The organism is Alloiococcus otitis ATCC 51267 (assembly GCF_000315445.1).
GTDB classification, from domain to species: Bacteria; Bacillota; Bacilli; order Lactobacillales; family Carnobacteriaceae_A; genus Alloiococcus; species Alloiococcus otitis.
This window is the reverse complement of record NZ_JH992962.1, coordinates 39,607-53,143: the sequence shown is the minus strand read 5'-3', so window position 1 is coordinate 53,143 and position 13,537 is coordinate 39,607. Positions and strand designations below refer to the sequence as shown.

General features: G+C 46.2%; 12 protein-coding genes. 8 read left to right on the top strand and 4 right to left on the bottom strand.

The window, feature by feature from the left end; genetic code table 11:
- Window positions 1-22 precede the first annotated feature (22 nt).
- Window positions 23-580: a guanylate kinase gene (locus HMPREF9698_RS07910; RefSeq protein ID WP_003779101.1), complete on the bottom strand. Its 558-nt coding sequence runs from the start codon at window positions 578-580 to the stop codon at window positions 23-25.
- 384 nt (window positions 581-964) lie between these two features.
- Between HMPREF9698_RS07910 and HMPREF9698_RS07905 the strand changes: the two genes are divergently transcribed.
- Window positions 965-1,729: a threonine/serine exporter family protein gene (locus tag HMPREF9698_RS07905; RefSeq protein ID WP_003779097.1), complete on the top strand. Its 765-nt coding sequence runs from the start codon at window positions 965-967 to the stop codon at window positions 1,727-1,729.
- Between the two features lie 12 nt (window positions 1,730-1,741).
- A complete protein-coding gene (locus tag HMPREF9698_RS07900; RefSeq protein WP_003779094.1) occupies window positions 1,742-2,209 on the top strand; it encodes a threonine/serine exporter family protein in 468 nt (155 codons plus the stop codon).
- Between the two features lie 72 nt (window positions 2,210-2,281).
- Here the strand turns inward: HMPREF9698_RS07900 and pta are convergent, their stop codons facing one another.
- Complete coding sequence (gene pta, locus HMPREF9698_RS07895; protein ID WP_003779093.1) at window positions 2,282-3,265, bottom strand: phosphate acetyltransferase; 984 nt, start codon at window positions 3,263-3,265, stop codon at window positions 2,282-2,284.
- Window positions 3,266-3,359: 94 nt separating this feature from the next.
- Window positions 3,360-4,046: a uracil-DNA glycosylase gene (locus HMPREF9698_RS07890; protein ID WP_003779091.1), complete on the bottom strand. Its 687-nt coding sequence runs from the start codon at window positions 4,044-4,046 to the stop codon at window positions 3,360-3,362.
- Window positions 4,047-4,375: 329 nt separating this feature from the next.
- Between HMPREF9698_RS07890 and HMPREF9698_RS07885 the strand changes: the two genes are divergently transcribed.
- From HMPREF9698_RS07885 to HMPREF9698_RS08575, 4 genes are all read left to right on the top strand, one after another.
- Window positions 4,376-5,263, top strand: coding sequence for a Cof-type HAD-IIB family hydrolase (locus tag HMPREF9698_RS07885; protein ID WP_003779089.1), 888 nt, complete (start codon window positions 4,376-4,378; stop codon window positions 5,261-5,263).
- Between the two features lie 82 nt (window positions 5,264-5,345).
- Window positions 5,346-6,170 (top strand): bifunctional hydroxymethylpyrimidine kinase/phosphomethylpyrimidine kinase, encoded by an 825-nt coding sequence (gene thiD / locus HMPREF9698_RS07880; protein ID WP_003779087.1) that lies wholly within the window; start codon window positions 5,346-5,348, stop codon window positions 6,168-6,170.
- A 60-nt stretch (window positions 6,171-6,230) separates the two neighbouring features.
- Entirely contained in the window at window positions 6,231-6,407 is a 177-nt protein-coding gene (locus tag HMPREF9698_RS08740) for a YvrJ family protein (RefSeq protein ID WP_003779085.1), read from the top strand.
- A 145-nt stretch (window positions 6,408-6,552) separates the two neighbouring features.
- Window positions 6,553-7,083 carry an LURP-one-related/scramblase family protein gene (locus HMPREF9698_RS08575; RefSeq protein ID WP_003779083.1) on the top strand — a complete coding sequence of 177 codons (531 nt, stop codon included), beginning with the start codon at window positions 6,553-6,555 and terminating at the stop codon, window positions 7,081-7,083.
- A gap of 199 nt (window positions 7,084-7,282) precedes the next feature.
- On the opposite strand, the gene uvrC is transcribed toward HMPREF9698_RS08575, so the two are convergent.
- Window positions 7,283-9,079, bottom strand: a complete 1,797-nt coding sequence (gene uvrC / locus HMPREF9698_RS07870) for an excinuclease ABC subunit UvrC (protein ID WP_003779081.1) — start codon at window positions 9,077-9,079, stop codon at window positions 7,283-7,285.
- Between the two features lie 248 nt (window positions 9,080-9,327).
- Between uvrC and HMPREF9698_RS07865 the strand changes: the two genes are divergently transcribed.
- Window positions 9,328-10,887, top strand: coding sequence for a Ppx/GppA family phosphatase (locus HMPREF9698_RS07865; RefSeq protein ID WP_003779079.1), 1,560 nt, complete (start codon window positions 9,328-9,330; stop codon window positions 10,885-10,887).
- Between the two features lie 130 nt (window positions 10,888-11,017).
- Complete coding sequence (locus tag HMPREF9698_RS07860) at window positions 11,018-13,156, top strand: RNA degradosome polyphosphate kinase (protein WP_003779077.1); 2,139 nt, start codon at window positions 11,018-11,020, stop codon at window positions 13,154-13,156.
- Window positions 13,157-13,537 lie beyond the last annotated feature (381 nt).

Below are 13,537 nucleotides of genomic sequence, written 5' to 3'. Positions count from 1 at the left end.
TGAAAGGAAGAGACAAACTTGCTTAAATTTCTTTTTCGATAATGGCTTGGATACGGGTCAAGGACTCCTTTAGGTCTTGGTTTTCAAGCACATAGTCTGCAAGACTTGGTGGCTCTAGCTCCCCCGTCCGCCGGCAATAGTCCAGCCTTTGGTCGACCAAGTCCTGGCTCTCTCCCCGCTTTAGCATCCGCTCAGCCATGACTTCTTCCGATATAGCAATAAAAATAACCACTGACTCCTTGGGCCACAGTTCTTTCAGGGCCTGGGCCCCATTGCGGTCTAAAGACACATGGACAACATCAAACTGCTTTAAGGAGGCCTCAATTTCCGCCTTGGTCAGGCCGTAAGTATGGTTGTTGTAGGTCGTTTGCTCGACAAAGTCGCTAGGTTCAAGGTCGGCCTCATCCCTAAAATAGTAGTCCCTGCCATCCACTTCCCCCGGTCTGGGCTTGCGGGTGGTTGTGGTAACTAATTTTTTATAACCTTTGTCGGACAAGTCCCGGCCCAGGGTGGTTTTCCCACTTCCACTGGGTCCAACCAGGATAATAATTTTTTTCGGCTTGCTTTCTTGGTCTTTCATTCCTTAGCCTCTTTCTCTTTTAGTAAGCCAACTAGTCCGGCTTGCTTACTCGCCTGGTTTGCCTGTCCAAAAAACTTTGCCAAAAGGCTTCCAAGCCTAGCTTGAAGGCCTTGCCAGCCTGGTTCTTGCCTTAAAAGTGACCCGAAATTTACCATATACAATCTCCTTACCCAAATGCTTTCCCCTATCATACCTTGAATGGAAAGAAAAATGCAATTGCTGGCCCTAAAAGCAAGTAGTCCTTTGACTGACCACATATCCCAGCTAGCTTCTTAGGACTTTTACATAAAGTTAATATTTTTTTATAATTGAAAACACTTACCCCTGTAAAAGGCCATTCTTTTGCTTTATAATCGAATAGACTTTCCACAAGGAGGTAGTGAAGTGACAACAATTCAAAACGACCTAAAGGAATCCGTCAGTGTTTGTGTTGAAGTAGGCCGGTTGATGCTTTCCAATGGGGCAGAGACCTACCGGGTGGAGGATACCATCTACCGGATCGGAATGAGTCTGGGCATCAATGATGTCAGTGTCTTTGTGGTGCCTACAGCCATTATTGTCACCGCAAGCGACCAATTTGACGATGAGGTGACCCAGCTAGCCCGAGTTAGTGACCGGGAAACCAACTTAGAAATGATTTCCATGATTAACCAATTGTCGCGTGACTTATCTAAAAATCCCAAGTCAGCGAATGAAGTCCGGGTCATGCTCTACCGCATGCAGCTCGATGTTAATGAGTACAAACCACTGACATCTATCTTCTTCTCAGCCATGGGAACCGGTGCCTTTGTCCTCTTATTTGACGGACCCTTTATTAGTGTCCCCATCGCCTTTGTCTTAGGCGGGATTGCCCAGGCGGTCTTTGAGTATGTTTCCCAAATCACCAATGTCTCTTTCTTTGCTGAACTCATCGCTGCCTCCATTGTCGGACTCCTTGCATCCCTGGCTGTTTCTTTAGGGCTAGGGGTTAACCGCGACGTGATTATCTTAAGTTCCGTCATGACCCTGGTGCCTGGGGTAGCCATCACCAACGGATTACGTGACCTAATGGCCGGTCACCTCCTAGCTGGGGTGGGAGGCCTGTCCAAGGCAGCCATGACAGCTGCGGCCATCGGAATCGGCATCGCCTTAATCTTGTCAGTCATATAGGAGGGAACGAAGATGTACAATAATATTTTAACCACCATGATTGCAGCTGGTATTGCCTCTTTGGGCTTTGCCATCTTATACAATGTACCCCGACGCGTCTTGCTGGCCAATGCTATTATCGGGGCAGTGGGTTGGGCCCCCTACTATCTCTTAATCAACATTTTTGGGTCCGAACTCTTCGTTGGAGCAGGCCTAGCCTCCCTAGTCATCGCCCTCTCCAGCCAGTTAGCAGCCCGTAAGTATGGCCTGCCCGTGACCGTCTTTTCTATTCCTGCCATTATCCCCATCGTCCCTGGTGGATCGGCTTACAATGCCATGCGGTCCTTTGTCACCGGGGAATACTTCTTGGCCACTGGTTACTTCATCGATACCTTTATTATTGCTGGTGCCATCGCCCTTGGTTTGACCGTCAACACTGCCATCTTCCAAGTCCTTTCACCCAAGTCGATTATCCAGCAAGGCAGACGGTATTTTTCATAAGCCTGCAATAACTAGTCTAAGTAAAAAAACCAGCCCAGTTCATCATGAACCGGACTGGTCTTTTTGATTGGCTTAATCTTCTGCAATGGCTTGGGTTGCGGTAACCAAGGATAAGTTGTAAACATCCTCACTACTGCATCCGCGAGACAGGTCTGAAATAGGCTTGTTCAAACCTTGCAAGACTGGGCCAATCGCTTCAAAGTTACCGAAGCGTTGGGCAATCTTGTAGCCAATATTGCCAGATTGAAGTTCTGGGAAGACAAATACATTGGCTTCACCTGCTACATCAGAGTCAGGTGCTTTTTGTTTGGCAACGGTATTGACAAAGGCTGCATCAAATTGAAGTTCCCCATCAACTGCCAGGTCTGGGTCTTTTTCTTTGACGATTTCACTGGCTTGGGCCACCTTGTCAACCTGGTCACCACCAGCAGATCCCTTGGTAGAGAAACTTAAGAGGGCAACTTTCGGGTCGATGTCAAACATTTTAGCAGTCTTAGCACTTTCAATGGCAATTTCTGCTAAGACATCCTTGTCTGGGTCTGGGTTAATCGCACAGTCCGCAAAGATGTAACGCTCTTGGCCTCGACCTCTCAGCATCAAGAAGGCACCAGATGTCCGGCTAACCCCTTCTTTGGTCTTGATAATTTGCAAGGCCGGTCTGACCGTGTCCCCTGTAGAGTGGACCGCACCAGAAACCAAGCCATCTGCCCGGTCTGTGTAAACGAGCATGGTGCCGAAGTAGTTGACATCTTTTAGGATTTTTTTGGCATCTTCTTCTGTGGCTTTTCCTTTTCGTCTTTCCACAAAAGACGCTACCAAGTCGTCGAATTCGTCATAATTTTCTGGGTCCAAGATAGTCAAACCATCAATGTTGAAGCCAAATTCCTTAGCTTTTGCATTTACTTGGTTAGGGTTTCCCAAGAGAATTGGGGTAATGAGGCCTTCTTTTTTAAGCCTAACTACCGCTTGCAAAATCCGTTCGTCAAGGGCTTCTGGGAAGACAATGCGAACGCCTTTACCCTTGACCTTATCTTTCAAGCTTTCAATAATTTCCAAATCTATCCCTCCGTAAGTTTCCATTTGATACTTTTATTTTAACAAAATTTTAAAAAAATGACAGTAAATTCTGTTGGATAACTAAGCAGACCCTTTAATCAACTGGCTGGTCTGGGATTTGCCAGTTAATGGGGGTTTGGCCATGGTCTTGTAAAAATTGGTTGGTTTTAGAAAAGGGCCGGGACCCAAAAAAGCCGCGGTAAGCTGATAAGGGGCTGGGGTGGGGGCTTTCGACTACCCCATGCTTGCTGGTGTCAATCATGTTTTTCTTATTTCGGGCTGCCCTCCCCCAAAGGATAAAAACCAGGGGCTTGTCCCGTTGGTTGAGGGCCTGGATCACCTGGTCGGTCAAGTCTTCCCAGCCCTTACCCCGGTGGGAATGAGCCTGGTGGGCCCGGACAGTTAAAACAGTATTGAGGAGCAAGACCCCCTCCTTGGCCCAGGCATTGAGGCAGCCATGGTTGGGGATAGAACAACCCAAGTCATCTTGGAGTTCCTTATAGATATTTTGTAATGACGGAGGAAGCTCCTGGCCAGGTTTGACGGAAAAGGCCAGTCCATGAGCCTGGTTGGGCCCGTGATAGGGATCTTGGCCCAGGATCACAGCCTTGACCTCATCATAGTCAGTCAGGTCAAAGGCATTCCACAAGTCTTCCATGGCAGGATAGACTTGGTGGTTAAAGTATTCTTTTTTCAAAAATTCTCTTAATTGCTGGTAACTTTCAGTTTGGCTAGCCCGGTCTAAAACCGGCTCCCATTCATTGTGAATTGGAATTGTCATAACATCCCTCTTTTCTTCTCTATTGTAAAGGCTCAGTCGCCGGGCGACAAGTTTTGCCCCTGGTCCTTGCTGAAGACGAGACAGTTGGATTAACCAGGGGGCAGCTGATGCCTTTTCGCCCTGGTCCTTCCCAAGATAGCACTGAGAAGTCTGGAATAGACCAAGGCCAAAAAAGTCTTTTTCTTAGCTGTGCAACATTCGTTATATTAAAGGAGTCTTTTCCTCTCTGGCCAAGACCTGTTAGTTTTAGGTCATTTTTATGTTAATCGTCGTATTGGTCTTGCTTTTCTGATAATATACAAACAGAAAGCTATAAAGGAGATAGGCATATGATTAAACTAATTGTTTCAGACATGGACGGAACCCTACTCAATGAACAAGTTGGGCTCTCTGCCGCCAATGTAGCCGCCATTAAAGATGCCCAAGCAGCGGGGATTGACTTTGTTATCGCGACAGGCCGGTCTTTCAAGTCAGGCTACACCATGGCTGAAGAAAAGGGCATTACCTGCCCCTTTATCGGACAAAATGGGGCCACCTATTACAATGACCAGCAAGAGCTCCAATATGTTAGAGGCCTGGCCAAGGATGATGTCCGAAAGATGATGGAGATTTTTGACCAAACCCCTATTTACTATGAACTTATTACCTTTGACGGCCCTTATACCAATGACAAGCAGGCCTTCATCGACCATGCCTTCGACACCTTTACCGATATCAACCAGGACATTGATGAGGAAGCCATCCGGTCTTACATTACCGACATGGTTGACCAAAACCGGATTAACTTTGTCGAGTCATATAACACTCTTTTAGAAGATGATGACCAAATCATCTTGAAAATCGCTGTTTTTTCGACATCTGGATCTAACAAGTTAGAAAAAGTTCAAAAACGATTAGAAAAAGAAATAGACAATATATCCATTACTGCCTCAAGCCGTAAAAACATGGAAATTAACCACATCCGCGCCAGCAAGGGGCAAGCGGTCAGTGAATATGCTAAGCTGAAGGGCTACAAGCCTTCAGAAGTCCTAACTATTGGCGACAACATCAATGACTTATCCATGCTAGACTGGGCGGATTACGGGACAGCCATGGCAAATGCTGTGCCTGAGGCCAAGGCTGTTGCCAAATACCAAACCAAGTCCAACAGCCAAGACGGGGTGGCCCATATCATCAACCTGGTCCTCAAAGGTGAAATCGACCAGGCCAAGCTTTAAGCTAGATTGCATTTCCTTGAAATGATTCTATGTAAGCAGTATCATGAACTTGTGAATCATTTTATATATAGGAGGCTATTTTATGTCAATCGATGCAAAAACAACTTGGACTATTGCTGGTAACGATGCTAGTGGGGGAGCCGGGATTGCTGCCGACTTGAAAACTTTTGCCGAATACGGCACTTACGGGATCGCTTCCCTCACAACGGTTGCTTCCATGAGACCAGAAGACTGGAAGCACATCGTCTCTCCTATCCCACTGGAAACCCTAGAAAACCAAATTACCACTGTTTTATCCAAAGAAGATGGGGTCGACGCCTTCAAAACTGGTATGATCCCTAACAAGGAACAGATCGACCTGATTGAAAAAATCATCAAGGACCACCAGTTAGAGGACAAATTTGTCCTAGACCCAGTTATGGTCTGCAAGGGTGACGATGAAGTCTTAAACCCAGAGTTAGCGATAGGCTTGCGGGACCAACTCTTACCTCTAGCTAAGATTGTCACTCCTAACCTCTTCGAAGCTGGACAGTTAGCTGATGTCGACAAGCCAACCACCCTAGACCAAATGAAAGAATCTGCCAAAATCATCCATGACAGAGGAGCTGACTATGTCGTCATCAAGGGTGGTACTGACATTGAAGGTGACAAGGCCACTGACCTATTCTATGACGGTAATGAATTTACCACCTTTGAAGCAGACAAAATCGATAATGGGGCCAACCACGGGGCCGGTTGTACCTATGCGGCAGCTATTACAGCTGGTTATGCCAATGGCTTAAGCCCACTTGAAGCAGTGAAAAAAGCCAAAGACTTTGTCACTGACGGAATTATTTACGGCCTGGACTACAACAAACACGTTTCTCCTGTCTTTCACAGTGCCCACCGTCTAAACCAAGACAATTAACCGTAACAAGTCATGAATTTCCTTCGTTATCTTCTGTGGGGATAAGAAAGGAATTTCACAATGATGGTAAATATTGATCTTTTGCAGGCGCTGGTAGATGCCATTAGCAATATTGGCTTCCCCATCTTCATTACCCTCTTCCTCCTTCACCGGATGGAAGCCAAGGTAGACAACTTGGTCAAGGCAATCCACGACTTAAGTCAAGTGATCAGCCAAGACCAAGAAACCAGCAAATAGCTAGCCAAGACCGCCTGCTCAATTCAGACTTCCACCACCAGTTTTTCTCACTTGGTGGTGGAAGTTTTTATTTTGGATTCCATAGCTTGGCCTAGTAGTGGTATACTAGGAAGAGAGATCGTTTCAAGTCTTAAGGAGCATCACCATGGTTGTTCAACTCTACATGAAAGAAAAAAGTCCCTACCTGGCTAATCAGAGAATCGTCAAGACCCCGTCCAACCGAGACCTTTTTGTGGTAGAAGGAAGCTGGGGTAGGCGGAACGACAAAATTTTCCTCTACACTATGGCTGGCCACTGCCTAGTGGAGGTGAAGCAAGTAACCCTTTCTGTCTACCCTAAATTTAAGGCCAAGATGAACGGGCACACAGTGGCTATTATTAAAAAACGCCCCCGACTCTTGGCTCAGCCAGTCTACACTGTTTCCAAGCTTGGCTGGAAGGCATCAGGCAACTATTTAAAAAGAAGTTACAAGGTCAAGCGAAAATTCAAAACCATTATGACTGTGGAAAAAGCTGTGACAACTTTCGGGGAGTTTTGCAGCTTGGAAATCACCAATCCCGAAGATGCCCCCCTGTGCTGTGTCTTGGCCGTTTTAATCGACCATTACGCCCAAGGCAAATCACAGGAAAAAAAACGGGCCAAAAAGCCTGACCAAATTTTACAAGAGCAAATCTAAAAATTGGTCTTAAACCAACCTGGGACTTAGATAAAGAATAAAAGATCTAAAAAGCCTTCCCCTATAATTAAACCACCCTCCGCCAAGCCGGTGCCCTAGATTAAAACAAGCAAGAAAAAAACGCCCTCCTTAGGGGAAGGGATACCTTCTCTAAGGGAGCGTTTTTTTAATTGCTTTAAGAAAATGAGACCTAGCCAACTTACTTGACTTCTTCCTTATCTTTTTCGTGTAAAAAGTCGATAATTCTTTGGGCAACTTTTCGGTTGATCCCCAATTCCCGAATGTCATCAAGGCTTGCTTCTTTTAGTCTTTTCATAGACCGGAAGTGGCGGAGGAGCTTGGTCCTGGTTTTGGGGCCTACCCCTGTGATTTGGTCCAGTTCCGAACTAAAGGAGTTTTTACTTCGGACATTGCGGTGAAAGGAAATGGCAAAGCGGTGGACTTCATCCTGTATGCGTTGGACCAAATAGAAAGCCTGGCTTCTTGGGTCGAGGGGAACGGGGTCTAAGTTTTCGCCAAAGATCAATCCGGCTGTCTTATGCTTATCATCCTTAACCATGCCGGCCACTGGGGTAGACTGACCAAGTTCATGGTGGATAACATCGACAGCGGCATTCACTTGGACCTTTCCTCCGTCCATTAAGACCAAGTCAGGCAGGGCCTTGCCTTCTTTCAAGAGCCGGGTAAACCGTCTGCGAATGACCTCGGTAGTTGTGGCTGCCTCATTAGCCCCTTCAACCGTCTTGACCTTGTACTTGCGGTAGTTTTGCTTGTCTTCCTTGCCATCCTTAAAGGCAACCATGGCCGAAACGGGATTAGTACCTTGGATGTTGGAGTGGTCAAAGGCTTCAATGTGTTTAAGGTAGGGTAGACCCAAGGCTTGGGACAGGTCTTTCACAGCTCCTGTGGTTTTTCTTTGCTTCATTTCAATGAGGTTAAAGCGCTCTTGTAGAGCCTGCTTGGAGTTTTTATAAGCAAGGTCTAAGAGGTGTTTTTTCTCCCCTCTTTGGGGGACATGGAGTTTAGTGTCCAAGATATCAGCCAAGAGGTCCAAGTCTAAGCCTGGCGGAACAAAAATTTCTTTAGGCAACAAGTTGTTCTTCTCTTGGTAATACTGGACAATAAAACTCATCAATTCCTCTTCAGGCGGGTCGTAGCAAGGAAACATGGCGGCTTCCCTTTTGATCAGGGTAGCCTGGCGAACAAAGAAAACTTGGATAGAAATCCAGCCCTTGTCCATGTAAAAGTTGAAGAAGTCCCGCTCCACAAAGTCGTTGGAGACAATAGCCTGCTTCTCGACTGTTGTTTCGATATAGGAAATTTGGTCCCTGAATTCAGCTGCCGCTTCATAGTTCAAGTTTGCGGCTGCATCGTCCATTTTTTGCTTCAAGTCGGTCTTGATATCTTTCACATTTCCTTTGAGAAAGGACTCAATCTTGGCAATTTGGTCCTTGTACTCTTCCTTGGAAACCTCATGGTCACAAGGCCCAATACACTGCCCCATGTGGTAGTAGAGGCAGGGTCTTTTTTGGTTTTTGGGACACCGTCTTAAGGGGTAAATCTTGTGCAGGAGTTGCTGGGTCTGCATGGCAGCCCCCACATTAGGATAAGGGCCAAAGTACTTGGCACCATCTTTTTTGATCTCTGAATCGATCACCAATCTGGGGTCCCGTTCATTGGTAATCTTCAAGTAAGGGTAGGTCGTCCCATATTTTAGGAGGATATTATACTGGGGCTTGTGTTTTTGGATCAGGGATACTTCAAGTAAGAGAGCCTCCTTGTCTGAACCGGTTAAAATGTATTCAAAATCGGCTATTTCACTCACCAAGCGGGCTGTTTTCCCGGTATGACTACTCTTAAAGTAAGACCGGACTCGGTTCTTCAAGTTTTTGGCCTTGCCGATGTAGATAATATGCCCGTCCTTATCCTTCATCAAATAGCAGCCCGGCTTGCCGGGTAAGACTTTTAGCTTATTTTCGACTCTTTCATTAGCCATCTGACCAGATCCCCCTTTCTGTATAGTTGGCTTTGCAGGGAGTCTTGGCTATTCCTTTGCAATTGATTAGTATACCATATTTTACCTTTTAAGTCAGCCCAGGCTACTCGACTGACCTAGAATTGCCAACTGGACAGTCTCGTTTAGTCGGATCTCAAAAGCTTAATTTGAAAACGGTTTTACTTAGACAAGTAATGGCTGTTTTTAGTATGATAGTCTTAAGTATAAAATAGATTGGAGTCCCTATTTTGGTTCATCAAAACAAGCAAGCTAACCGCATCGGCTTGATTGATGTCGGGTCTAACACCATCCGCCTGGTCATCTTTGAAATCGATGCTGTCAATAGTTTTAGAGAGATTTTAAACATTAAAAACCCAGCACGACTAGCCCAGTACCTAGATGGGACCATGATGTCTGACCAGGGGGTTGACCTCTTAATCGACATCCTAAAAAATTACGCTGATATTGCCAAGCTCTACCAGATTAAGCAGCTCATCCCCATCGCCACAGCTGCCATCCGACAATCCGACAACGCCATCCGGATCCTGCAGCGGGTTAAGGAGAAAACTGGAGTCGACTTGGAACTACTTTCTGAGAAAAAAGAAGCCTACTACGGTAACTATGCTGTCCGCCACACCCTCCCTATCCAAGATGGGATCAGCATTGACATCGGTGGTGGTTCTACCGAATTAACCCTCTTTAAGGACAAGCAAGTCCGGGCCAGCCATAGTTTTCCCTTTGGGACTGTCAGCTTAAAACAACATTTTTTCCAAGACAAGGACCACAATGATGCCAAGGCCATCAAAAAGGCCAGTAAGTGGGTCGCCGACCAATTCCAGGAATTCCCTTGGCTAAAAGACTGCCAGGTGCCCCTGATTGGGATTGGAGGATCAGCCCGAAATATTGCGGAAGTTTACCAGCACCAGGAGGACTATCCACTGGCAGGTATTCACGGCTACTCAATGGACCAGGCAGGCTTGGACCAGGTCTTTCGTACCTTTGCTGAGACCTCCTTTAAAGACCTATCAGACTTGGACGGTTTGTCCTCTGACCGCCGGGATATTATCATTCCCGCTACCCTCGTCTTCCTTGAATTATTTAAGGCTATGGGTGCGACGGCCTTTGTTGTCTCCAGCTACGGGATCCGAGAAGGTCTCATTATTGAATACATCAACCAGCTGCCCTACCACCCCTACTCTTTGCACTTTATCCAACAGCAAACAGTCTACCGGATGGCCAAGCAGTACCGGATGATGGACTTGCCGGCTAGCCAACGCATGAATATTATGAGCCGGCTACTGGATGTTTTAGCTGACTTGGACATCCTCCACCCCTCTATCTTAGACGTTGAATTCGCCCACTTTGGGGCAGCCCTTTACTACCTAGGCAAGGTGATCGAAGACAAGGCCGAATCCCAACACACCTTCTACCTGATCTCCAACACCAACTTAAAGGGCTTTACCCATAAAGACCGGGTGAAATTGGCCTTGATTGCAAGTTATAAGAACAAGTCCCTCTTCCACCAGTACACCAAGTCGACCAGCGACTGGTTCACTCAAGATGAGTTAGACATGATCCTCTGTCTAGGCTCTCTAGCCAAATTTGCTGAAGCTCTCAACGACTCCCATGTTAATACGGTCGAAAACATCGCCCTAGAAAAAGGAAAAGAAGGTTATAATCTGACCGTTAGATATAAGGGCAATATCATCGCCGAACGTTACCGGGCCGAAAAGCAACGCAACCATCTAGAGCGGGTCATCGGCGACAAGGTTGACATTCATTTTATCGATGCCCAGGATGACCAGTAAGTAGCTAAGAAATTGTAATTATTAGCTTATAAGCCCATAATAGCTTATAATGAAAGGGCATGGCCCCTCTAAAGGGGGGCATCGAGGGAGATTAAAATCTCCCAATACACTTTATAAGGAGTTATGATAGATGGTTTCCCAAAGGGTTGATTTTAGTGATCCAAAGTATTTTGAGAACCGTGAGTTATCATGGTTAGATTTCAATGAACGGGTTATCGCCCAAGCCGAAGATGACCGCAACCCCTTGCTTGAACAATTGAAATTTATTTCCATCGGGTCTTCCAACCTGGATGAATTTGTCCGAGTTAGGGTGGCTGGTCTCCAAGACCAATCAAAATTAGGGGTTACAGATCCGGATACCAAAAAGCAATGGTCTCCCAATAGACAATTAGACGAAATTGCTAGTCGCAATGAAAAAAATGTCAAATACCAATATGGCCTCTACAAGAAAAAAATGGCCGAGCTCAAAGAAGCTGGCGTCAAGGCACCAGAAACCCAGCTACTTGAAGGCTTAGACAGCCAGGCCTTGCGGGATTATTTCGCTGAAAATATCCAACCAGGCATCACCCCCTACGGCATTGATGCTTACCGCCCCTTCCCCCATCTGAATGACGGCCTGATCCATATTTTCGTCAAACTTGAGCGAGACGGCAATCCTTTTATCGCTATTGTGCCAGTTCCGTCTCTCTTAGACCGAATCCAGCAGATCAAGTTGAATGGTGAAGAAAAATATGTCTTGATTGAAGATATTATCCGGCAAAACATCGATGCCCTCTTCAAGGGCTTCCAAGTCCAGTATTCTTTCTTTTTCCGTATCACCCGGAATGCTGACTTAGAACTACAAGAGCAAGGAGCGGAAGACCTCTTATCTGTTATTGAAGACTACATTGAACGGCGGAAGAACGGGATGGCTGTCCGCTTAGAAGTTGATACCCGGGACGCCGACCCTCGCTATGCCGACGATGTTGCCTTTTTAATGGAAGAGTTGGATCTCCTAGAACGTGACGTTTATGCCCTAGATGGTCCTCTAGACTTGACCTTTCTAATGGACCTCTACGACCTCTTGGAAGACGTTCACCCAGACCTGACCTTTGAGCCTTTCAGCCCAACCTACCCACCCGTTTTAATCAGACGGTCGGTTTTTGATGTGGCTGACAAGCAGGATATCTTCCTCCACCACCCTTACGATTCCTTCAAACCCATCATCGAGATGATTGAAAAATCAGCCGACGACCCCAACACCATTGCCATTAAGATGACCCTTTACCGGGTCTCCAAGGATTCCCCGCTGGTAGCTGCCATGAAAAAAGCAGCCAAAAGAGGGATTAAAGTAACCGCTCTGGTAGAACTCAAAGCCCGTTTTGATGAAGCTAACAATGTCCACTGGGCTAAGGAACTCGAGGAAGCTGGAGTCCACATCATCTACGGTATGGAGGAGTTAAAAACCCACAGTAAGGCAACCCTAGTGGTTAAGAAAACCCCTAATGGCTTCCGCCGTTATGCCCATCTAGGGACCGGTAACTACAACGAAAAAACCGCCAACCTCTATACCGACATGGGGATCATTACCAGCCAACCAGACTTAACCGAAGATGTGGCTAAGTTCTTTAACTACCTGAGTGGTTATTCTGAACAGCCCGACTACAACCACCTCCATGTTTCCCCCTTTGAAATCCGGGACACCTTTATCGAAAAAATTAACAATGAAATTGCCTCCCACAAAAAACATGGCAACGGCCACATTATTGCCAAGATGAACTCCTTAACAGACAAGGTCATCATCTTGAAGCTCTTTGAAGCCAGCCAGGAAGGGGTCAAAATCGACCTAATCGTTCGAGGGATTTGCTGCTTAATTCCTGGAGTCAAGGGTGTGAGTGAAAATATCACAGTTCGATCCATAGTCGGCCGCTTCTTAGAACATAGCCGGATCTATTACTTCTACCAAAATGGCCAAGAAAAACTCTATCTTTCTTCTGCCGATATGATGACCCGGAATATGATTCGTCGGGTAGAACTAGCTTTCCCAGTCATGGACAAGAACTGGGCCCAGCACATTATCGACCTCTTAGACCTTTACCTGAGTGACAATACCAAGGCTTGGGTCCTGGACAGTGACGGTAATTACAGCCAAGAGCAACCCAAAGAAGGCGAAGAAGCAATTAGTGTCCAAAACTCCCTCTTGAAAAAATCCCAAAATCTCAAAAAAGAGCGGAAAGAAAAAGAACGGAAAAATTGGTTCGCCCGCCTCTCTGAAAAATTACTCCGGTAAAACTTATTGATAAAATTTGGCCTCGCCAGCCTTAGTCAATTTTCAAACAGCTACCGCGGTGCGGTAGCTGTTTTTCTATGCCGACTTTGGCCCGCACTTTGCTTTGAAGGCCTCCACTTTATTTTACTTGCGGCCCTCCTAGCGACTAACTCGTTTATCGAGCTACAATTGGTCACCTTGTTGTCCCATAACTCGCTTATAGCTGAGCAATTGTCGTCTTCTTGCTCCAGAACTCCTTTATTGCTTCAGCAATTGCTCCTTTCAACCCCGAAAGTACCGTATGGTTACCCGATTGGCGCCCTTCAGTTATTCACCTTTATTTACCTTACTAGCTTAGTCTTAACCTACACAAAATTTCAAAATCGACTACTAGCTCCCTTC

Coding starts and splice junctions, on each gene's coding strand:
- HMPREF9698_RS07910 (WP_003779101.1), bottom strand. CDS start 580: ATGAAAGACCAAGAAAGCAAGCCGAAAAAAATTATTATCCTGGTTGGA.
- HMPREF9698_RS07900 (WP_003779094.1), top strand. CDS start 1,742: ATGTACAATAATATTTTAACCACCATGATTGCAGCTGGTATTGCCTCT.
- HMPREF9698_RS07890 (WP_003779091.1), bottom strand. CDS start 4,046: ATGACAATTCCAATTCACAATGAATGGGAGCCGGTTTTAGACCGGGCT.
- HMPREF9698_RS07885 (WP_003779089.1), top strand. CDS start 4,376: ATGATTAAACTAATTGTTTCAGACATGGACGGAACCCTACTCAATGAA.
- thiD (WP_003779087.1), top strand. CDS start 5,346: ATGTCAATCGATGCAAAAACAACTTGGACTATTGCTGGTAACGATGCT.
- HMPREF9698_RS08740 (WP_003779085.1), top strand. CDS start 6,231: ATGATGGTAAATATTGATCTTTTGCAGGCGCTGGTAGATGCCATTAGC.
- HMPREF9698_RS08575 (WP_003779083.1), top strand. CDS start 6,553: ATGGTTGTTCAACTCTACATGAAAGAAAAAAGTCCCTACCTGGCTAAT.
- uvrC (WP_003779081.1), bottom strand. CDS start 9,079: ATGGCTAATGAAAGAGTCGAAAATAAGCTAAAAGTCTTACCCGGCAAG.
- HMPREF9698_RS07860 (WP_003779077.1), top strand. CDS start 11,018: ATGGTTTCCCAAAGGGTTGATTTTAGTGATCCAAAGTATTTTGAGAAC.